Source organism: Acidihalobacter yilgarnensis (assembly GCF_001753245.1).
Taxonomy (GTDB): Bacteria; Pseudomonadota; Gammaproteobacteria; order DSM-5130; family Acidihalobacteraceae; genus Acidihalobacter; species Acidihalobacter yilgarnensis.
In genome coordinates this window covers 1,429,798-1,448,998 of the sequence record NZ_CP017415.1, presented here as the reverse complement: position 1 = coordinate 1,448,998, position 19,201 = coordinate 1,429,798, and the positions used below count along the sequence as shown (strand labels likewise).

Sequence of the window (19,201 nt, the reverse complement as noted above, 5' to 3'; positions counted from 1 at the left end):
GCAAGCGGTGGCCGAAGGCCAAGGGCGGGGAGGATGTCAAAATCTCGACTGCCATCGAGATCGCCGGTCTGAACGATACGGGCGCGCCATGATCGATCCGCGATCCCTGTTCTTCGATGGACTGAGCGACCAAGAGATGGAGACACTGGTTTCGTTGGTCGAGGAACGCTTCAATCCCTGGGACGGCTTGTTTCGGGCGGCCTGCGATGTGCTGGCCGAGCGTTATGCTTTTGATTTGTGGACACCGCACGATGCCGGTCTGTTGGCGCGCGCGGTCATGGAAAGAGGTTATATTGATGGCTGAGCAGAAAACCGATGCACGCAACAGAACCCTGCCGGCACTGGAGCGTCAGATGATCGCAGGCCCGATGCCTGCTCCCAAGCCACAGAAACAGCATAACGCCGGGATTTGGTCCGAAGAACGGCAGCGCGAACTGGACCTCCTGATAGCGACGCTGAGCGCGGCCCTGGCCTTTTGCGCTGGCATTGCCGCTTTCTTCCTGATCTGATTCCATGCGCGTCCAGGTACTCTCGGATCTGCACCTTGAGATTGCGCTGCGAGCCGACCGGCCAAAGCCGGTTCCGGATGGGGCCGACAGTCCATTGCGCGTTGCCGATGACGCCGATCTGGTCGTCCTGGCGGGCGATATCCTTAGCGCTGCACGTCCGGATCTGATGCGCTGGCTCGGCAATGTCGCGCGGGCGGCTGATCGTCCCTTTGTGTATGTGCCCGGGAACCACGAGTTTTACGGCTGCGAATACCACGAAGCGCTTGAGAATCTTTATAGGTTTTTCTCGGGCACACCCATTTATGTCCTTCATGATGAAGCGCTGGTTATGAACGGCGTGCGTTTTCTTGGAACCACGCTCTGGAGCGATTTTGCGGCCGGCGTCGACGCTGCTGCAGGCGAGACGCGAGCAGACGCAATGGCGGTGGCCAACCGCTATCTGAACGATTCGCGCAGGATTTCAATCGATACGCCGCAGGGCCGAGTTCCCTTCGATGCCGCTCAGGCCCTCGAGAAACACGTCGAGGCGCGTTACTTTCTCGAAACGATGCTCACGCAGCCTTTCGATGGGAAAACCGTGGTCATCACGCATCATGCCCCGTGCATCGATGCCTCCATGCACCCAGGATACCCGCTCGGGTTGTCGACGGGCGGCTTCGCATCGGAACTATCACATCTGCTGCCCGATGCCGATGTCTGGATATGGGGCCATACGCACGCGAATGTCGATATCCGGCATAACCAAACCCGTCTGCTCAGCAACCAGGCCGGATACCCGGGCGAGGCCGTGCCGGGTGGTTTTGACGCGCTGAAAACGATCGATATTTGAGTTCCGTACCAACCTCCGCCCCCTCGCTATTGATCCGGCCTGATTTATCCGTGATTTGCGCACTGCGGCCAAGTTGAAAGCTGTTGCAACTGAGCACATGCGGTCGGTGGGAAAAATAGTCCGAACGGGTGGAAAAGGCCTTCCAATACGCAGTGCAAAATAGGCAGCATGAATCACGGATAAATCAGGCCGGATCAATAATCCCCCGCCCTGCGGTTGTTCCTGTTGCGCTTTGCGCTATCCACTTGCGTTTCCTTGAGATCGCGGAAACTGGATTCCGACTTCCATTTCATTGTGCGCTCTTTCGCGAAAAAGGCCTTATTTCGCGGTTATTCGGGCGCAACAGCTTGTTGAAAGGATCGGATCATGCTGGACATGGGAACCGAATCAACCAACGTCGATATCCAGGCGCTCGCGGCGGCCGTCGCCGGACTGATCGAGCCGCGCGTGCCGTTGCGCATCGACCTGTGGGGACCCGACGAGGTGGCGGCCTATCTCAAGGTGGGCCGCAGGCAGGTAGCCGAACGCTACGCGGCCCTGCCAGGCTTTCCCGCGCCGATACGCATTCCGTCCGCACAGGCCAAGACCGCGACCGCGCAGACCGGCAAGCCACGCGGCTTGCTGCGCTGGAAAGCCGTGGAAATCATCGCCTGGGCGGAAGCCCATCGGGACAAACGCCATGGCTGATCCGGCGCAACACTGGCGCGATGACGCCCCGATCGCGGTTTCGGCCGCTGGCTGTATCTTGCCGTCGCGAGCCGTCTGCCCTTCCGTGCCATCCGGGGAGATCAAGGCGAGCCTTATCTTGAACACCTGTCCGCGCATTCCCCCTCTTGGGCGAGTACAAAACCAGCCTTGCGCCAAGAGGGGGTCAAGCGGACGGTTTGGTTTTTGACCTGGCCTTTGCTTTTCTGGCATGTTCTTCGGTTCCCTGCGCATCTACATAAGCGCGAACCGTCTCAAGCGTAGCTCTCCCGACACTGCCGACGAAGTAGGCACGGTGCCAGAACAGCGGTTTTTTGTAGAACGGCGCGAGATGTTCGGCAAAGCGGTTCCGGGCACGGCGGGCGCTTGCGGTCTTGAGATTGTTGATCAGCACCGAAATATCCAGCGCCGGATGGATGTCGATCAGCAAGTGGACGTGATCCGGCTCGCCGCCAAACTCCACCAGCTTGCAGCGCCAGGCGGTGAGGCAATCGGCAAACGCCTCCTTGAGGTAATCCAGCAGCTCCGGCGCCAGCGTCTTGCGGCGATACTTCGTCACGAAAACGATATGCAGCTTAATGTTAAAAACTGCGTGCGAGCTTGATTTATTGTTGTTTTCCATACTTGCGTCTTAACGCATTTTGGTAGCATATCATTTATGCAAATCGGCAATCGTTTTCGCTGTTACCCAACCAAGGCACAGGAGAAAATCCTGTTGCAGTGGATTGGCTGCCAGCGACACATCTATAACGCCAAGGTGCGGGAGGATCAGTATTTCCGCCGTTTTGCATGCAAATCTTTGCAGCATGTCGGTCAGTGCGTGCCGATGGACCAACAGTACGCCCAGTTCAAGACGGAACTCACACCTTGGCTCAGCGACGTGCCCAGCGTGGTACTACGCAACGGCGCAGTGTTGTGGAAGCAAGCCTATGGCCGGTATTTCTCCAAGCTGGGCGGGCGGCCGGTCATCCACCGGCGCCATGGCAAGCAATCCGTGTGGATCACCTCGGAGCTGTTCGAGTTCGTACCCATGGTCGATGCGGAAACGGGTGAAATCACCGGCCATCAACTTCACTTGGGCACCCAAAAGTTTCCGGTCGGGATCATCGCGTTTAAAGCACACAAGGAATACCGGCTTCCCGCCTCGCTGCACCTTAGTATTCACGCCGGACGCTGGCATGTGTCGTTCAATTACGATGACGGCATGCCTGAGCCGACGGATAGGGAAACGACCGACTACCTGACGCAGTTCGATGAGTCCGAATTGCGAGCCATGACGGTCGGGCTGGACCGGGGAGTGGCTTTGCCGTTGGCCGGCAGTGACTTGCAAAAATTCGACTTCTCCGACATACAGAAGCAACGACTTGCAGCACAAGAACGCCACAAAAAACGCTGGCAGCGGCGTCAGGCTCGACGAACCAAAGGGTCGGCAGGTTGGTTCCAGGCCAAGCGCAAGGTGGCTCGGTATCAGCGCTATGGCGGCGATGTGCGCCGCGATGTGGCGCATAAAACAAGCTGCACGTTGGCTAACGATCCGCGCTACAAGCTGTTTGCGTTCGAAGCGCTCAAGGTCACGAACATGACCAGGCGAGCAAAGCCCAAGCAAGACGAACGCGGGCGCTGGATCAAAAACGGCGCATCTGCCAAGTCGGGTCTCAACAAATCCATTCTGGCCTCAACATGGGGCCAGACGAAAATCTATCTGCAATACAAAGCTCGCCGCCAAGGCAAGCTGGTTATCGAAGTGCCGCCGTTTTATTCTTCGCAGGAATGTGCCGCTTGCGGCCACGTTCACCCAGACAATCGGATTTCTCAATCCGAATTCGTCTGCCAACGCTGCGGAAACACCGACCATGCTGACCACAATGCGGCCAATGTCATCGCCCTGCGCGGTGTCCGGCAACTGCTGTCAGGAAAGTGTGTTCGGAAAGAGAAAAAACGGTGTGCGATCAAACGAAACAAGGTAGGGGCGGAAGGCTCCGAACCGGTTGCGGGAACGCAATCGACGCCCGGTAAGACCGTGGTAAGTCGCATGGGTGGCAACACCCGTGTGCTCTGGTCGTTGACCCAGGAAACCCCCGCTACAAACCCCTCGGGGATTTAGCGGTGGGAGACTTCATCGTTATTATCTGGGCCGCTTCCTCGGCCAGACCTGGTACCTGCACCGTTTTCTGGCGTCCGATCCGGATCGCGGGCTGCATGACCACCCCTGGCGCGTGTCCCGTTCGCTGATCCTTTCCGGCGTCTATCTCGAAATTCGTCAGCAGGCTGGCAGCCTGTTTGAAAGCCGACGCCGGTTCTGGCCACTGCGCATCAACCGTATCGACGGCGGAACGCGGCACCGCATTATCCTGCCGGCCAGCGGCGAAGCCTGGACCCTATTTTCTCATGGGGCGCGGATCAAAGGCTGGGGATTCTACCGTCCGGCTGCCGACGGTGGACTGCGCTATCACCGCTACGCCATCGACGCACGCGATCACGATCCCGACCTGTGGGAAAAGCTGCCGTCGCGGCGCAAGGGCGGGACCGGGTCGCCGCAAACGAACATTACTCAGCAGTCAGTATTGATCCGGCCAGCAAATAGTATTAAGCGGCATACTTCACGCGCGGGTCCTGGAAATACATTTTAACGCGCTCTGGCGAGCCCTCCAAGGTCTGCCTCTATTCGGCGGTTGCGGCCTTCAGTTTGGCTTTGGTGCGCGCCGACACTTTTTGTATAAATCGCTTGTTTTAAATCCGCATTGAGCCGCTCCTCCGGGTTCAGTTCAGGACTGTAGCTGGGCAGGTAAAACAACTCGATCTTGTCTGTGCGATCAGCAACCCAGGCCTTAACCACCTTGCTGTGATGTACCCGCAGATTGTCGAGAATCAAAAACACTTTGCGTCCCGCGTCTTTGATCAAAGCACCCAAAAATTCGATGAGCCTGTCCGCATTGAACGCCTCATCAATAATCATCCAGCGCGTCTTGCCCTGGTTGGTCACGGTGGCGATCATCGACAGTTTCTGGCGCGTGCCGCCCACCGCAAAAGTCACCGGTGTTTTTCCAGCCGGTGCGTAGCTGCGACCACGTACATCGGTGTTCACCACCGCCGTCTCGTCGCCCCAATGAATCTCGGCACCCTCAGTCTTGGCGCGTTTCTCGATGGCGGGGTATTCCTCTTCCAGCCAGTTCTGAACTGCCTCCGGACGTTGCTCGTAAGCCTTCTTGATCGGCTTTTGCGGGGTGAATCCCCAGCGCTTGAGGTAATTGCCAACACCCCGTACAGATAGCTTGATGCCGCATTCGCGCTCAATCAGCTGCATAACCGCTGCCCGGTTCCACAGCGCAAATTCCATCTTCAGCTGTTCCGGCCGCTTGTCGCAAATGATTTGCCGTACAGCCATTTCTTGCGATCCGCTCAATCTGCGTCCGCTTCCTTGTTTCTTGCCGCGCGCAGCAGGCTTGAGGGCCACCGCCCCCGCAGTTGAATAAGCGGTGATCGCAGCGTTCACGGCATACCAACTCAGGCCGCTATGCTCAACAATTCGCATCACGGGCATTCCCTTGCGGTACAGGCGGATGACTTGCTTGCGTCTCTCGTGCAGTACTTCTCGCGACTGCTTGCGGGCGTCTTCTTTTTCCATGACCAATGAGACACATCACCGCACCTTAAAGTTCACGGATTAATCGTGCCGAGTCTATAAGGAAGCTTTTTATGGCATCTGGGATATGGACAACCGGCCTGACGCGGAAAGTGCTTATGAGATCTGGTGTGGGAGTCTATCCGATGAGATGAGAGATGCCTTCAAGCCGATTCTCACGGCCATCGGTAACTGGCACACGGAGATCTTCAACTACTTCGATCACCCGATCACCAACGCCTATACGGAAAGTCTGAACAACCTGATTCGGGTGATGAATCGTCTTGGGCGCGGCTATAGCTTCGAGGCGCTTCGGGCAAAGATCCTTTTCACCGAAGGGGTACATACAGTCAAGAAACCCAAATATCCCAAGCGAAGAGCAACGATGGAAGACTCGATGTTCGCGTACAAAACCTTTTCAAGGATTATCGACATCGAACGAGAAACCAACTACGGCGCTCAGATATCAACATTGATATCCTTGATTGAAACCGGCGATCTCTAGACCCGTATCAACACGATCTTCCGGATACCCAAAAAGACAAGTGCTCGAATGAGCAGGCACATAAAGTAAACAAGCACCTCTTGTCGAATCCTGCCTGTGGCTTCCACGCTGGACCTGATAAGTGGGTGTTATAAATCTTTACACTCCGAATGGCTTATGGACTCTAGGTAGACGGTCTATTTTCACAAATAAAATAATCAGTTACGTCAATAATACCCCCATATGAGGGTGTCGAAAAGTCTGGCGGAAAACAAAAGAAGAGGATGACTGATACTGATCAAAACGTATCCAACCACCATAAAACAAGAGGTTTTAAAGCTTGTTATAAAATTGGCATGGAAATCGCTTTCGATTTTGAATAGCCGCCTTCGGAAAATTTATGCTGCCTTGAATTACATCAGTTTTGCTTGACTGAAATTCAGATTCATCAAGACCGGGACCTGGGTAATCTGAATGTTTCCTTCCATCAGAAATCTTCGTAAGTCAGAACAAAGCTATGCAAGTTTAGCCGGAATATATAAATAATGAGGGGTTAAAATGAATATGCCGCTTAGCAAAATCATTGTGTCCTCGTACGCGGTACTTCTAGAAGTTGCAATCTGGCTGATTTTGATCTGTGGCTTTATCGGAGGATGGGTAGTAGGGCACGGATTCATCGAAGCACTCGGAGGGCTAGTAGTGTCTTTCATATTTTGCGTAGTTGTGTTAGGTGCATTTTTGACGATTGCTGACATTCAAAAGACGATCCGCGAAATACAACACAAGCAAGTAGTCAAGCCGCAGCCTCTCGAATAATGGGTTTCATCTGCAGCAACCTAATTAATATCAGATCCTGTTGATAAGCAAGAGGCACCCTAGAGCAATTAGTAACGTTTTATTGTTATACGCTACTGCCCGATTAACTATCGAATAAATTCAGTTGGTTAGAAAACATGTCATCCTCCAGGATATGTTTGGTATCGAAAAAGTCTTTGTTTACTCATAAGTCAGTAGATTAGGGAACAAATGGCGTCGACTTTGGTCATAATTGGGTATGAAGAACGATGGACGGACATTGACCCGCGAGACGCTGGAAGCGATGCGCTTCATGGCGCTGGAGCGGATGGTGGAAGGCGAATCGCCGGCAGCGGTCTCGGCGTCGTTCGGGATGCACCGGACTTGGGCGTACAAGGTACGGCTGAAGGCGCGCGGGCGCGGCCAAGGCAAGCGGGCCCTGCAGTTGCGGCGGGCCCCCGGGCGGCGCCGGAAGTTGACCGATGCCCAAGGACGGCAAGTGTTCCGGTGGGTCAACGGCAAGAACCCGCGGCAGTATGGCTTCGACTTCGGTTTATGGACACGCCAGATCGTGCGCGAACTGATCGCACAGCGATTGGGCGTTTCGCTGAGCTTGGCCTCAGTGGGCGCGTTGCTGGCGCGGGTCGGCTTGACTGCGCAAAAGCCACTCCAGCGTGCGTATCAGAGGGACCCTGACGCGATCGAGCGCTGGCAACGGGAAACCTATCCGGCGATTGCTCGCCAAGCCAAGCGGGACAAGGCCGATATCTATTTTTGGGACGAGTCAGGTTTTCGTGCCGACTCGGTGCACGGCAAGACCTGGGGCGCCAAAGGACACACGCCGGTCGTCTCGGTGCCCGGACAACGGCAAGGGATCAGTGCCGCCTCGGCGGTCAGTGCCAAGGGGGCGTTCTGGTTCGCGACTTACAAAGGCGGCTTGAACGGCGACCTGTTCGTGACCTTCCTGCAGCGCCTGATGCGCGGCCGACGCAAGCCGCTGCATCTGATCCTCGATAATCTGCCTGCGCACAAGACCCGCGCCGTCAAAACGTATGTCGCCAAGTCAAAGGGCAAGTTGACGTTGCACTTCCTGCCCGGCTATGCCCCCGAACTCAATCCCGACGAGCTGGTCTGGAGCCACGCCAAGCGCACGGGCAATGCCCGCCGGCCGTTGCGGGCCGGAGAACGTCTGGAAGATCGCATCCAGTTTCAACTCGCCAACATGGCCGCGCAGCCGAATCTGATCCGCTCGTTCTTCAGGCATCCAAGTGTTGCCTATATTACTGACTGCTGAGTAAAGGGGGTGGACCGCTTTTATGAATTCTCGATGAACCGCCGGCTCTCACAGCATCGATTTAACCGGAGAATCGATGCGAAAAACCAAAAAAACTTGACCCAACGTGAACGCCAGAAGTAAAAATCAACCACCAGCACAACGCGCCGTTCCGGCGTTCACGTTCACCAGAATACGCACCGACCCTCTGAAGCTTGCGATTGACTTACTGGAAACTCAGATGCGCACTTCACGCTGCCCTGATAGTCCTCTCTCGCTATTCGAGCGGCTTTTTCATCCCGAGAGAAACTTAAGGAATAAAGTTATGAACCAACAACTGGTTGTCAATTCCGTGCAATGGAGCACCTTGAACCATATCGCTGATGTCAGGCCCGTTGATGAGGAGGATGCCGCGTGCCTGGAGGAAATACGCCAGGTTCTCCAGAAGCACAATTGCCTTGAGCGTTTTGGAGTCTCGCTACTTCATTGTCATTTTGATCTTGAGGACGATGAGGTTTTGCTGGAAACGACGGACGTGGAAAAACGAGAGCATTGGGTGCGTCCCGTGAAGCAATCATTTTTAAAAGACAATGACATCACCGCTCAAACGACTGTCATCGGCTTCAACGAGAAGGGTTACCACCAGAATTGTGGTTGTAACCCCCGCTCTACGGGTCATCATCATCTTTGAACTGAAGAATTAAGCATGAGTTCTGCTATCTGGTGCATGTAGTGGAATTTGCACTACATGCACCAGCTTTTGAGTCTTTGTAACAAGGCGGAGAACCATGCTACGCAGTCGAGGGCTGAATGTCCTGTTGATTGCAGCAGGCTGTGTTTGGCTACCCGGGGCTGTATTCGCTGATCCAGCCTTTATGTCCGGTATGCCGTCAGTGAGCCAGGTGCTTCAGAAAATCCGCGGCAAGGACCGGTTCGACACCACCGCGCGCCAAGTCGGAGTTTTTGATCAGCTGACCAGCATCCTGGTGACCTGGAGTTCCCAGGATTTAATGGAGACCTTTGCCCCGAAGCCTGAAGTTGGCCTCGAACTCATCCGGGCTGATCCCGGAAAGATGTGAATGCCGGCGTGTTCGATTGTAGAAGCTTTCAATGTAGTCATCTATGTCTTTTGCAGCCAGAGCGCGACTCTTGTAGATGTGTTTCTTGATGCGTTCCTTTTTCAAACTCCCAAAAAAGGATTCAGCTACCGCATTGTCCCAGCAGTTCCCTTTTCGGCTCATGCTGGGTTCCAAGTGGTTGGATTTGCAAAATCGCCTCCAGGCGTCGCTCCCGTATTGCGATCCTTGATCCGAATGAATCAACGTTCCTCGAGGATGCCGGCGACGTGTCGCCATCAGGACAGCATCAAGAACGAGCTCACGTTGCATGGTTGCTCTTGTCGACCAACCGATTACCTTGCGCGAAAACAGATCCACGACGACAGCCAGGTAAAGCCAACCTTCCCATGTGCGGATATACGTGATGTCCGTCACCCACGCCTTGTTGGGTTGCGACACTGTAAACTGACGTTGCAGCAGGTTCGGTATCAAAACAGCAGACTTGCCAGCGGATATGTCACCGCCACAGTAAAAATGCCCCCCTGACGCCGAGGTAAAATTGACCCCCTGGGCGAAGATGTCGGCTTTTGAGCCGGCGAGATGTTGACCCAGGAGCAGTCAGTGGAGATCAAGGTATTGGTCCGTCAGGGGCAGAGAATTAAGTCGATCGCGCGCGAGCTCGGTCTGTCGCGCAATACGGTGCGCAAGTACCTGCGTGGTGAGGGGACACAGCCACGCTACACACCGCGCGCACCGCGCCCGTGCAAGCTCGATCCGTTCAAGGATTATCTGCAGCAACGCATCGAGGCAGCCCGCCCGCACTGGATTCCGGCCACGGTGCTGCTGCGCGAGATCCAGGAGCGGGGCTATGGCGGCGGTATCAGTCAGCTCAAGGCCAATCTGGCGCCGTTCAAGCAGCCGGTCTAGGACCCGGTGGTGCGCTTCGAGACGCCGCCCGGTCAGCAGCTGCAGGTCGATTTCACCACGATCCGCCGTGGACGTGAGCCGCTCAAGGCGTTCGTGGCCACGCTCGGCTACAGCCGGGCCTGCTTTGTGCGCTTCTTGGCGCGTGAGGACTCGCACGCCTGGCTGAGCGGCCTGCGCGAGGCCTTCGCCTACTTCGGCGGCGTGCCCGAGCAGGCGCTGTTCGATAATGCCGGGGCGATCATCCTGGAGCGCGACGCCTATGGCGCCGGTCGCCATCGCTGGCATCCGGCGCTGGCGGCCCTGGCCGATGAGTACGGCTTCCGGCCCCGTGTCTGCCGTCCGTACCGGGCCCGGACCAAGGGCAAGGTCGAGCGCTTCAACGGGTATCTCAAGCGCAGCTTCGTCACGCCGCTGGCGGCCACGCTCAGGAGCGCGGGGCTCAAGCTGGATGTGGCCACGGCCAACGCGCATCTGGGCCGCTGGCTCGAGGAGGTGGCCCATCAGCGCCTCCACGGCACCACGGGTGAGAAGCCGACGGTGCGTCTGGCCGAGGAACGCGCAGCGCTGATGCCGCTGCCCGCCCGCACGCCTACAACGCTGGCTGCGCCGGCACGGCGCCCTGGACACGCCCTGCCGCACGAGAGCCTGCAACACCCGCTGTCGGTGTACGAGGCGTTGCTGGAGGCGCGTCCATGAACCTGCAGCACGAACGTATCGCTGCGCTGTGCGCCAGCCTCAAGCTCGAGCGCATCGCCACCGACTGGTCGCCGTTGGCCCAGCAGGCGGCCGGCACCGAGGCCAGCTTTGCCGACTTCCTCGAGCAGCTGCTCGGCGCCGAAGCCGATGCCCGCACCGAGCGCTCCCGCCAGACGCTGCTCAAGATGGCCACCTTCCCGGCCGTCAAGACCCTCGAACAGTACGACTTCGCCTTCGCCTCGGGCGCACCGCGTATGCAGCTCCAGGAACTGGCGGCACTGACCTTCATCGAACGCGCCGAGAACATCGTCCTGCTCGGCCCCAGCGGCGTGGGCAAAACGCACCTGGCGATCGCGCTGGCTTACCGGGCCGTGATGGCCGGCATCAAGACCCGCTTCGTCACCGCCGCCGATCTGATGCTGCAGCTGACCGCCGCGCACCGCCAGGAACGGCTCAAGGAGTACTTCAACCGCATGGTGCTAGCGCCCCGGCTCCTGGTCATCGACGAGATCGGCTATCTGCCGTTCGGGCGCGAGGAGGCGAACTGTTCTTCAACGTCGTGGCCAAACGCTATGAGCGTGCCAGCCTGATCCTGACCAGCAACCTGCCGTTCACGCAGTGGGCCACCGCCTTCGCCGAGGATCAGACGCTCACCGCCGCCATGCTCGATCGGCTACTGCACCATGCCCACATCGTGCAGATCACCGGCGAGAGCTTCCGCCTCAAGGACAAACGCAAGGCCGGCGCCACGCGCGCGCAGACCCGACCAACCCAATAACCCCCAGGCTTAGGGGGGCAACTTTACTTCGGCGTTCCAACCCCAAAAGGGGTCACTTTTCAGTCGGCGTTGACACGATACGCGTTTTATACGAAACCCTCCCTGCGCTCTCATTCCATTTTCTCGCATCAGACGCTCTACTCGGTGCTTGCTACATGTCTCACCCGCTTCGCGCAGGTCAAGGAACACGCGTGGCGCCCCATAAATACCATGGCTGCGCACAAAGGATGCGCGGATAAGACGAAGTAATCTGGCATCTTCCTGAGCACGATCTGAGATGGGTTTCTTGAGCCACGCGTAGTAGCCGCTGGGCGCGACTTCCAGCACCTGGCACATTGTTTCAACGCTGTTCCGTGCCTTATTGGCTTCAATAAACTGGTAGACGAGACGAACATGATTGCGATTGCGCTTTGTGGCCATGAAGTCCCTCCTCATGGGATGTGAATACTTTATGTATCACTCTCCACAAAACTCTGGGAACTCCAGGGATCTGGATTTGGGTGTGTTTTGTTCGCCCCGATTCAGCTACCTGCAGGATCTTGAATAATGTGTTTCTGGTGGCGACCTAGTGGGTTCCGAAGTAATGTCCGCTTTCCGATCAGGTTGATTTCCGCTGTTGACCCACTCTTGCCGTTCAGCAGGCTGAGGCTTTTGTCTGGATCCCGCTAATCAGCGGCCATAGCAAGGCGCCGAAGATCAAGATATAGAATGCTCGATTAAAATTGATATCCCGAAGAGAGGGTGGTCTGCCCACAACCCATGAACCATCAAAGCATTTTGATGGCAGAGAGCAATAAGCTCACCAATTCTCCCTGACGGTGCGTTTGTGTTTTACGAAAAATATCAGCTAGGCGTGTGCGTGCGGTTTCATATTGAATACCGAGCCGCTTCGCTGCCAAACTTAGCTCTTCTCCCGAAGCGAGCAGGCAAGCTAAGCGCCCTTCTGCGGATGTCAGTCCAAAGGTGGTTTTTACGCACGATAACGCATCGGCATAGTCGTCAGCTGGATCACTAATCGTGATACACAGCACTGGGGGACTAATAGATAGCTCCGCCTTGCTTTCAGGTACCGGCGTAACAGACACCTGATACGGCCTCCTACCTGAAGGGCGAGCAACTTGCATAACACCACCGTGGCGGCGACTTGCTCGTTTCGGAAGCGCCATCGCGATCATATGATTCAAATGCTGATCGCACCCTGGATCAGCTAAGACCAACCCATCACTATCCAGACGAATACCATCATCTGCTTGGGTTACCACCTCCAATTTGGCATTGTGATGAATCATGTGTCCTCTGGCGTCTAAGAACAGCATCGCGACGTGTTCACGATTCAGGAGATCAGCCATAGCCTGGTATCCCGCGTCTAAAGTGCCCATGCGAAAAGCGATCATGAGCGATCGCTGGAGGTGGGGGTACACGCAATTGAATAAGGCCAAATCAAATGGTTCATACCGCCCTGACTTACGGGTGCGATGCAATGCCACTCCTGCCTGGAGTCCTGGGCCAGGGCTTATTTTTCCTAACAAGCGATAGCGGGTATCGGTATGTCGGAGATGCCAATCATAGTAGGGATGGTTATCGATTTCGCGCTCATTCAGATATTGCCCATCATGGATGATTGAGGCATCTGGATGGGATAAGAGGTATTGTACAGTGGGATCCTTAAGCGCCATGCCATCCATGTATTCGCGGATGAATGCAGAATCGAAATTGATATATGTAAACTTGTTCAGCTGAGGTGTCTTTCCTCCCCCGAGCACCCAGAAAGTGGCCGCCTGTGATCGAAAGAGTCCGGCGAGCGAATTTAGCGCGTCTGGCCATCGTGAGGGCTCTAAGGCCGCATCATAGATGGCTTCGATGGTGACGAGCATCGTCTCATCAACAGCCATGCCCCCTCCAGCGATATTGACCCAACATCAATACCAGATCTCTAGGCGTAAAGCCACTAAGGCAACGCTGAATAAGTCGACACAATCAATCAACCCTCAAGGTTGATCAGTTTTGCCCCTGATCAGACGTCTAGATCCCGGTTTTTGCTCTCGGTTTTCACCCTTCTCGCGCCTTGAGGCACGTTGTGGGCCCTCAACGCGCTATCAGGTGGGTACTCGGGTCCGTGATAGGTACAGGTTAGCTAACCCGAGGACCACGAAGCTGCGGTTGGCATTCTTGTCCAAACCCCGGTAGCGCACTTTGCTGAACCCCCACAGCCGCTTCACCACCGCAAAGACGTGCTCGACTCGGGCCCGGATCCGCGATTTGTTGCGGTTACGCGAACGTTCGGCCTCGTCAACTTCGCCACGCTTGCTGATGCGTTGATTGGTAAAGTCCTTCGCCCGAGGGGCATGCGCCCGAATCAGCGCTTTTTGACTGGCGTAGGCACTATCGCCATAGACTCGACGCTCCTCGCCGTGCAGTAGGTCCGCGAGCAGGTGTTTGTCGTGCACGTTGGCGGCGGTGACCGCCGCGCTGTGCACCACGCCGGTACGACTGTCCACACCGATGTGTAGCTTCATACCGAAATACCACTGTTGGCCCTTGCGGGTCTGATGCATGTCGGGATCACGTGTCTTGTGGGCATTCTTGGTCGAGCTCGGCGCACCGATGATCGTGGCGTCGACGATCGTTCCAGTACCGACCTTCAGGCCCCGATCCTGCAGGGTCTGATTGACCTGTGCGAACAACGTCGCACCCAGGTCGTGCTGCTCCAACAGGCGACGAAACTTCAGCAGGGTCGTTCCGTCCGGGACCCGCTCGCGGCCCAGATCAATGCCCACGAATCGCCTCAGCGACGTGCTGTCCAGCAGCGCTTCTTCACACGCCTCGTCAGCCAGGTTGAACCCGTGCTGCACGAAGTACATCCGCAGCATCCGTTCCAGCCCCACCGGTGGACGACCTTTCCCTGCCTTCGGGTAGTGGGGCTCGATCACCGCACACAACGCGGACCACGGCACGAGTTCCTCCATCGTCGATAGAAACACATCACGACGCGTCGCCCGCCGATAGACCTCGAATCCTTCGCCTGAGTCCGCTGCCATCGCCAGTGTCTGCTGTTTCATCGTTACGGTCCCCATTGGTTGTCAGAGCAACTCAACTTTCGCAGAGGTAAGAGACTTTTTCAGCGTTGCCCTAAGTCATTAAGTCCATAATACAAAATAGAAGGTTCGCGTCTGCTGACATAAGCATTTGTTGCACGCAGTTCCCACGGTGGCGTTGCCTGGAAGTCAAAACCCAGCATCGCCTTGAGCCCCGTCAGCGCAGATGCATCACATTCCCATTGGTCTTGCGGTAACGATACTACGATTAGAAATAGTTATAAAAGCAAGTAGATCGAATGATTCAAAATGACAAGTGCTCGAATGAGCAGGCACATAAAGTAAACAAGCACCTCTTGTCGAATCCTGCCTGTGGCTTCCATGCTGGACCTGATAAGTGGGTGTTATAAATCTTTACACTCCGCATGGCTTATGGACTCTAGGTAGACGGTCTATTTTCAAAAATAAAATAATCAGTTGCGTCAATAACACCCCCATATGGGGGTGTCGAAGAGCTTGACTATAGCCGATCAATCAATCGACGAATCACCTTCATGGCGGTCTGAAGTGCGCGGGCCCCACCGATTTTTTAGGCAAACAGTGAGTTGGCGCATTTATTGCTCGTCATTTTAGCCGGACGAGCCGAGGCTTCGACCGGCCAACTGATTTTTTCGATAACTCTGGACTGTAGGAATTGACGAGGACATGCAGATGAGATTACAGACATTTAACAGATATTTATTGGCAACGGCAGCATTGGTTGTTTTTTCCGCAACAGCCAGTGCAACCCCGTTTACTTACGATTTTACTACACCGAACTACTCTGGTAATGATTATCCGTCTATGTTCGGCAGCGCTATGGCTCTTGCCATTACGGTCGACAATGGAGGAAGCTCCTACGCGAGCCAATCGTACCAATTCTCGAACATCACTGGCATAAACGCGACAGCCGTTGGTGGTTCTTTCTCCTACAACTTCACGGCCCCCATCTACAATTTATATTATCGGAATGGCGCGCCGTTCATGACTACGGATACCGCGGGCGTCCCTACCCTTCACCTCGGGGATGTTAACAACGTAGAAGCCTACTTCGAGGGGTATTATAATCCGCCTGACAAAACCGGAATCAACCTTGTGTTATCGCAGTTTGATAATCAACCATCGGATTGGTCTCAACTATTCTTGTTCAGCGTTCCGAGCCCAGCTGATGGAGCTATCCCCCTCGGGGCGGACGTCAATCCCCCAACCTCTGCAAACACCCCGTACAATTTAGTTGGTGCGAGGCCAGGTGGCGCAGTTGGTGGTATTGCAGTTCCGGCCCCCCCCTCCTGGCTTATGATGCTAACCGGCTTTGGCATCCTTTTTCCCATATACCGGCAGCATATTAAACCCAAGCGCAAGAATGCTGATCGTAACAATACCTTGGCGGCCTAATCCCGTCAGTCCAGCGGTGCGACATGGTCGTCAGCGACTCATATTGAATCGCCCCGGGTATCGCGGAGGCTGTTTGGTTTAAGTTAGTGGGGTATTCAGCTATTTACGGTAACGCTATAATTGCGCTATGGGATCAAAGAGCGCTCCGTCACAACGCAAGACTCCCAAAGCGGGGGTTGATTACCCGCGCAACTATGCAGAGTTTATGGCGTGGTTTTCGGATGATGCCGCCTGCCTCGACTACCTTGACTGGATTCGATGGAAGGACGGCTTTGAATGCCCGTCGTGTCACGGTTCTAAGGGCTGGCGCATGAAGAATAAGCAAGTGGTGGTGCAATGCGTGCCGCAATCGAGTCTCATCTACCGCAGGCACGATCTTTACACCATGCCAGAACGCCTCTGACCGTCTGGTTTGAGGCCGCATGGCACATGACATCCGCTAAAAATGGCGTTTCCGCCAAAACGCTTCATCGAATTCTCGGGTTTGGCTCTTACCCTACGGCTTGGGCGATGCTGCACCGGTTTCGGTGCGCCATCAGCAACGCTGGGCATGACATGTTGTCTGGACACGTTGAAGTGGATGAGACAGTTTTTGGAGGTGTGCGGCACGGCAAGCGCGGGCGCGGTGCTGGAGGCAAGGTATTGGTGGCGGTCGCAGTGGAATTGCTCTCCCCCAAAGGCTTTGGGCGCTGCCGCTTGCAGATTATCCCCAACGCCGAAACTGAAACGCTCAAGGCATTTATTCAGAAGCATATCAAAGCGGGCTCGACTATTTACACCGACGGGCTTACGTCCTATCCAAGCGCCACAAAAGACGAATATATTCATCATGGAACCTCCATCAGTGGCTCTGGTAAGGATGCCAACGAAGTTTTGCCAGGCGTACACCGTGTCGCGGCGCTCGTTAAGCGCTGGCTGATGGGGACACATCAGGGTTCCTTCGAAGAAGACCACCTGCAGGCATATCTGGACGAATTTGTGTTTAGATTCAATCGTCGCAAGTCCGCCCATCGCGGCATGCTCTTCTTTCGATTGATTGAGCAGTGTGTTGCCATGCATCCAATGCGCTTTCGTGAGCTCGTTGCCAATCCTAAGCCAAAAAATGAGAAGCAGGAGTTCGCCGTGCCATCCAACCTTCGCAATAAAGCGCCGGCATCGCTGGATATTTCTGTGCCAACGCATCCTTGGCGGTCAGCATTACCGTAAATAGCTGAATACCACACATAAATTAAGGTTGTAACCTGCTGCAATTGAGGAGCAGGTGATGAGTGAGTCGAAGCGCAAGACTTTTACGGATGAGTTCAAGGCCAAGGTCGCACTTGAAGCGATCCGAGGCGTCAAGACGGTGAGCCAAATTGCCCAGGAATTTGGCGTGCACCCGACGCAAGTCGGTGCTTGGAAGAAGTTGCTGCAAGAAGAGGCATCGAGTTTATTTGATGCCAAGCGTGGCCCAAAACCTGCCGACCCGTCAGCCAGTCCGGAGCGCCTGTATTCTGAGATCGGGCGATTGAAGATGGAGCTGGACTGGCTGAAAAAAAAGTCCGGGATCAGCCAGTAGAAACACGCAAGCAATGGGTCGGTGCCATCGAACCACTGGCACTGACCCGCCAATGCGAACTGGCGGGCGTCAACCGCTCAACGGTCTATGCGCCACAAAAGGCTGTAAGACCGGACGAGCAGGAATTGAAGTTGCTGGGACTGATTGACGCTGAATACACGCGGCATCCGTTTTACGGCAGCCGCAAGATCAAGCGTTACCTGCGTGGCTTGGGGTACAAGATCAACCGCAAGCGGGTGCAGCGACTGATGGGCATACTGGGCCTTGCCGGCATGGCGCCGGGGCCGAATACCAGCCGTCCGCACCCGCAGCACAATGTTTATCCGTATTTGCTAAGGGGCGTGAATGTGATCCGTCCCAATCAGGTATGGAGTACGGATATTACGTACATCCGCCTGCTGCGTGGGTTTGTGTACCTGGTGGCGGTGATCGACTGGTACTCGCGTAAAGTGTTGTCATGGCGGTTATCGAATACGCTGGATAGCGGATTCTGTGTGGACTGCCTGGAGCAAGCATTGCAGGCCTATGGCACGCCGGAGATATTCAACACCGACCAGGGCTGTCAGTTCACCAGCGAAGCGTTTACGGGTGTGCTGTTGAAAGAAGGGATCACGATCAGCATGGACGGACGCGGTCGGGCATTGGATAACATCTTTGTGGAACGGCTCTGGCGCAGCGTCAAACACGAAGACGTGTATTTGAAAGGCTACGCCACGATGCCTGACTTGCTGATCGGATTGACGGAATACTTCGTGCTTTACAACACGGAAAGACCGCACCAGTCACTGGACCATGAAACACCGGATCAGGTATACCGAACAGCAATTGGCGGCGGCGCAAGGATAGTGGACAAATACAGAGAGAAAGAAAAATCTCACCCCAAAATAGCAACAAAAAAAGAAACCGAAAACCGGGGCAGCGCCGTTCCGCTGCACATGAAAGGTTACCCTCTTAAACTCGATGCGTTATTGTCTTGACGGAGGGGTCCACTGTATTCTGCCTGGACGAAATCCTTCAGCTGCTGCCACTCGATGAAGGCATGCAATGCGATTCGGCGGCCGAACTGGCGGCTCAACCCTTGGACGACGTACGCGCACGGCTATACAGGATCTGCGCCGAGTCGAAGCGACGCTGGCAAACCTGCTCGAGCAGTGCCGCCAAGGCGAGGAGAAAGTGGCCTGCCCGTTGATCGCGGCGCTGCATGTGGATGAATAGCCTTATCATAGGCTGAGTCTCAACCCGTTAACCACAAATATACATAATGTTCAAATTTAAGACTTACAGAACATTACCGGCTCCCGGGTCACTCACTCAAATCGACCCAAATCAATGACATGGACGCCCCCATCTCTTCCTGGCACCGATGTACCAAAACCTTGCACCAGAGTAGAGGCCATGTTTCCGACTTATCAGATACCGACGTCCACGATGAACTTTACCACTGTTGGTATTTACCGAGTACTTGGCAAAACGGAGGTGCCCATGTACGAATACCCGA

General features: G+C 55.5%; 15 protein-coding genes and 7 pseudogenes. 15 read left to right on the top strand and 7 right to left on the bottom strand.

Annotated features, from left to right (window positions below):
- Positions 1-88: 88 nt before the first annotated feature.
- The 4 genes from BI364_RS06890 (at position 89) to BI364_RS06875 (ending at position 2,025) form a co-directional block, all read left to right on the top strand.
- A complete protein-coding gene (locus BI364_RS06890; protein WP_070078105.1) occupies positions 89-304 on the top strand; it encodes a hypothetical protein in 216 nt (71 codons plus the stop codon).
- Positions 297-509, top strand: a complete 213-nt coding sequence (locus BI364_RS06885) for a hypothetical protein (RefSeq protein ID WP_070078104.1) — start codon at positions 297-299, stop codon at positions 507-509. Before BI364_RS06890 ends, BI364_RS06885 begins: the two co-directional genes overlap by 8 nt.
- A gap of 4 nt (positions 510-513) precedes the next feature.
- Positions 514-1,338: a metallophosphoesterase gene (locus BI364_RS06880; protein ID WP_070078103.1), complete on the top strand. Its 825-nt coding sequence runs from the start codon at positions 514-516 to the stop codon at positions 1,336-1,338.
- Between the two features lie 366 nt (positions 1,339-1,704).
- Positions 1,705-2,025 carry a helix-turn-helix transcriptional regulator gene (locus tag BI364_RS06875; protein WP_083251213.1) on the top strand — a complete coding sequence of 107 codons (321 nt, stop codon included), beginning with the start codon at positions 1,705-1,707 and terminating at the stop codon, positions 2,023-2,025.
- A gap of 184 nt (positions 2,026-2,209) precedes the next feature.
- Here BI364_RS06875 and tnpA read toward each other — a convergent pair whose 3' ends face one another.
- Positions 2,210-2,665, bottom strand: a complete 456-nt coding sequence (tnpA, locus tag BI364_RS06870; protein ID WP_070078102.1) for an IS200/IS605 family transposase — start codon at positions 2,663-2,665, stop codon at positions 2,210-2,212.
- Between the two features lie 36 nt (positions 2,666-2,701).
- Between tnpA and BI364_RS06865 the strand changes: the two genes are divergently transcribed.
- Positions 2,702-4,147, top strand: a complete 1,446-nt coding sequence (locus BI364_RS06865) for an RNA-guided endonuclease InsQ/TnpB family protein (RefSeq protein ID WP_070078101.1) — start codon at positions 2,702-2,704, stop codon at positions 4,145-4,147.
- Between the two features lie 112 nt (positions 4,148-4,259).
- Entirely contained in the window at positions 4,260-4,673 is a 414-nt protein-coding gene (locus tag BI364_RS06860) for a hypothetical protein (RefSeq protein WP_070078100.1), read from the top strand.
- On the opposite strand, the pseudogene BI364_RS06855 reads toward BI364_RS06860, so the two are convergent.
- Positions 4,630-5,668, bottom strand: a pseudogene (locus tag BI364_RS06855) (IS630 family transposase). The gene BI364_RS06860 and the pseudogene BI364_RS06855 overlap by 44 nt on opposite strands.
- Before the next feature lie 67 nt (positions 5,669-5,735).
- Between BI364_RS06855 and BI364_RS06850 the strand changes: the two are divergent.
- The 4 genes and pseudogenes from BI364_RS06850 to BI364_RS18275 form a co-directional block, all read left to right on the top strand.
- Positions 5,736-6,170 (top strand): annotated as a pseudogene (locus BI364_RS06850) (ISL3 family transposase); the annotation flags it as partial.
- A 1,033-nt stretch (positions 6,171-7,203) separates the two neighbouring features.
- Positions 7,204-8,238: an IS630 family transposase gene (locus BI364_RS06840; protein ID WP_070078097.1), complete on the top strand. Its 1,035-nt coding sequence runs from the start codon at positions 7,204-7,206 to the stop codon at positions 8,236-8,238.
- A gap of 304 nt (positions 8,239-8,542) precedes the next feature.
- The gene (locus BI364_RS06835; protein ID WP_070078096.1) at positions 8,543-8,908 is read left to right on the top strand and encodes a hypothetical protein; all 366 of its coding nucleotides are present in this window, start codon (positions 8,543-8,545) and stop codon (positions 8,906-8,908) included.
- Between the two features lie 97 nt (positions 8,909-9,005).
- Entirely contained in the window at positions 9,006-9,296 is a 291-nt protein-coding gene (locus BI364_RS18275) for a hypothetical protein (protein ID WP_197496083.1), read from the top strand.
- On the opposite strand, the pseudogene BI364_RS17285 reads toward BI364_RS18275, so the two are convergent.
- Positions 9,225-9,785 (bottom strand): annotated as a pseudogene (locus tag BI364_RS17285) (IS3 family transposase); the annotation flags it as partial. The gene BI364_RS18275 and the pseudogene BI364_RS17285 overlap by 72 nt on opposite strands.
- A 90-nt stretch (positions 9,786-9,875) precedes the next feature.
- On the opposite strand from BI364_RS17285, the pseudogene istA reads away from it, so the two are divergent.
- Positions 9,876-10,898 (top strand): annotated as a pseudogene (gene istA, locus BI364_RS06825) (IS21 family transposase).
- Positions 10,895-11,676: pseudogene (gene istB, locus BI364_RS06820) on the top strand (IS21-like element helper ATPase IstB). The pseudogenes istA and istB overlap by 4 nt, the downstream one beginning before the upstream one ends.
- Before the next feature lie 9 nt (positions 11,677-11,685).
- Here the strand turns inward: istB and BI364_RS06815 are convergent.
- The 3 genes from BI364_RS06815 to BI364_RS06805 form a co-directional block, all read right to left on the bottom strand.
- A complete protein-coding gene (locus BI364_RS06815) occupies positions 11,686-12,096 on the bottom strand; it encodes an IS3 family transposase (RefSeq protein WP_197495919.1) in 411 nt (136 codons plus the stop codon).
- Positions 12,097-12,443: 347 nt separating this feature from the next.
- Positions 12,444-13,568, bottom strand: a complete 1,125-nt coding sequence (locus BI364_RS06810; protein WP_070078093.1) for a helix-turn-helix transcriptional regulator — start codon at positions 13,566-13,568, stop codon at positions 12,444-12,446.
- Between the two features lie 204 nt (positions 13,569-13,772).
- On the bottom strand, positions 13,773-14,735 hold the full coding sequence (locus BI364_RS06805; protein ID WP_070078092.1) for an IS5 family transposase: 963 nt from the start codon (positions 14,733-14,735) through the stop codon (positions 13,773-13,775).
- A 681-nt stretch (positions 14,736-15,416) separates the two neighbouring features.
- On the opposite strand from BI364_RS06805, the gene BI364_RS06800 reads away from it, so the two are divergent.
- From BI364_RS06800 to BI364_RS17820, 3 genes and pseudogenes are all read left to right on the top strand, one after another.
- Positions 15,417-16,145 (top strand): hypothetical protein, encoded by a 729-nt coding sequence (locus BI364_RS06800; RefSeq protein WP_156782644.1) that lies wholly within the window; start codon positions 15,417-15,419, stop codon positions 16,143-16,145.
- 127 nt (positions 16,146-16,272) lie between these two features.
- Positions 16,273-17,351 (top strand): annotated as a pseudogene (locus BI364_RS06790) (IS1595 family transposase).
- 58 nt (positions 17,352-17,409) lie between these two features.
- Positions 17,410-18,560 (top strand): annotated as a pseudogene (locus BI364_RS17820) (IS3 family transposase); the annotation flags it as partial.
- Between the two features lie 214 nt (positions 18,561-18,774).
- Here BI364_RS17820 and BI364_RS18900 read toward each other — a convergent pair.
- A complete protein-coding gene (locus tag BI364_RS18900) occupies positions 18,775-18,906 on the bottom strand; it encodes a hypothetical protein (protein WP_267887971.1) in 132 nt (43 codons plus the stop codon).
- Between the last annotated feature and the right edge of the window lie 295 nt (positions 18,907-19,201).

Excerpts from the sequence above, each read along its gene's own strand:
- BI364_RS06800 (WP_156782644.1), top strand. The coding sequence starts at position 15,417 with ATGCAGATGAGATTACAGACATTTAACAGATATTTATTGGCAACGGCA.
- BI364_RS18275 (WP_197496083.1), top strand. The coding sequence starts at position 9,006 with ATGCTACGCAGTCGAGGGCTGAATGTCCTGTTGATTGCAGCAGGCTGT.
- BI364_RS06810 (WP_070078093.1), bottom strand. The coding sequence starts at position 13,568 with ATGGCTGTTGATGAGACGATGCTCGTCACCATCGAAGCCATCTATGAT.
- BI364_RS06880 (WP_070078103.1), top strand. The coding sequence starts at position 514 with ATGCGCGTCCAGGTACTCTCGGATCTGCACCTTGAGATTGCGCTGCGA.
- tnpA (WP_070078102.1), bottom strand. The coding sequence starts at position 2,665 with ATGGAAAACAACAATAAATCAAGCTCGCACGCAGTTTTTAACATTAAG.
- BI364_RS06835 (WP_070078096.1), top strand. The coding sequence starts at position 8,543 with ATGAACCAACAACTGGTTGTCAATTCCGTGCAATGGAGCACCTTGAAC.
- BI364_RS06840 (WP_070078097.1), top strand. The coding sequence starts at position 7,204 with ATGAAGAACGATGGACGGACATTGACCCGCGAGACGCTGGAAGCGATG.
- BI364_RS06875 (WP_083251213.1), top strand. The coding sequence starts at position 1,705 with ATGCTGGACATGGGAACCGAATCAACCAACGTCGATATCCAGGCGCTC.
- BI364_RS06805 (WP_070078092.1), bottom strand. The coding sequence starts at position 14,735 with ATGAAACAGCAGACACTGGCGATGGCAGCGGACTCAGGCGAAGGATTC.
- BI364_RS06885 (WP_070078104.1), top strand. The coding sequence starts at position 297 with ATGGCTGAGCAGAAAACCGATGCACGCAACAGAACCCTGCCGGCACTG.
- BI364_RS06890 (WP_070078105.1), top strand. The coding sequence starts at position 89 with ATGATCGATCCGCGATCCCTGTTCTTCGATGGACTGAGCGACCAAGAG.
- BI364_RS06815 (WP_197495919.1), bottom strand. The coding sequence starts at position 12,096 with ATGGCCACAAAGCGCAATCGCAATCATGTTCGTCTCGTCTACCAGTTT.
- BI364_RS18900 (WP_267887971.1), bottom strand. The coding sequence starts at position 18,906 with ATGCAGCGCCGCGATCAACGGGCAGGCCACTTTCTCCTCGCCTTGGCG.
- BI364_RS06865 (WP_070078101.1), top strand. The coding sequence starts at position 2,702 with ATGCAAATCGGCAATCGTTTTCGCTGTTACCCAACCAAGGCACAGGAG.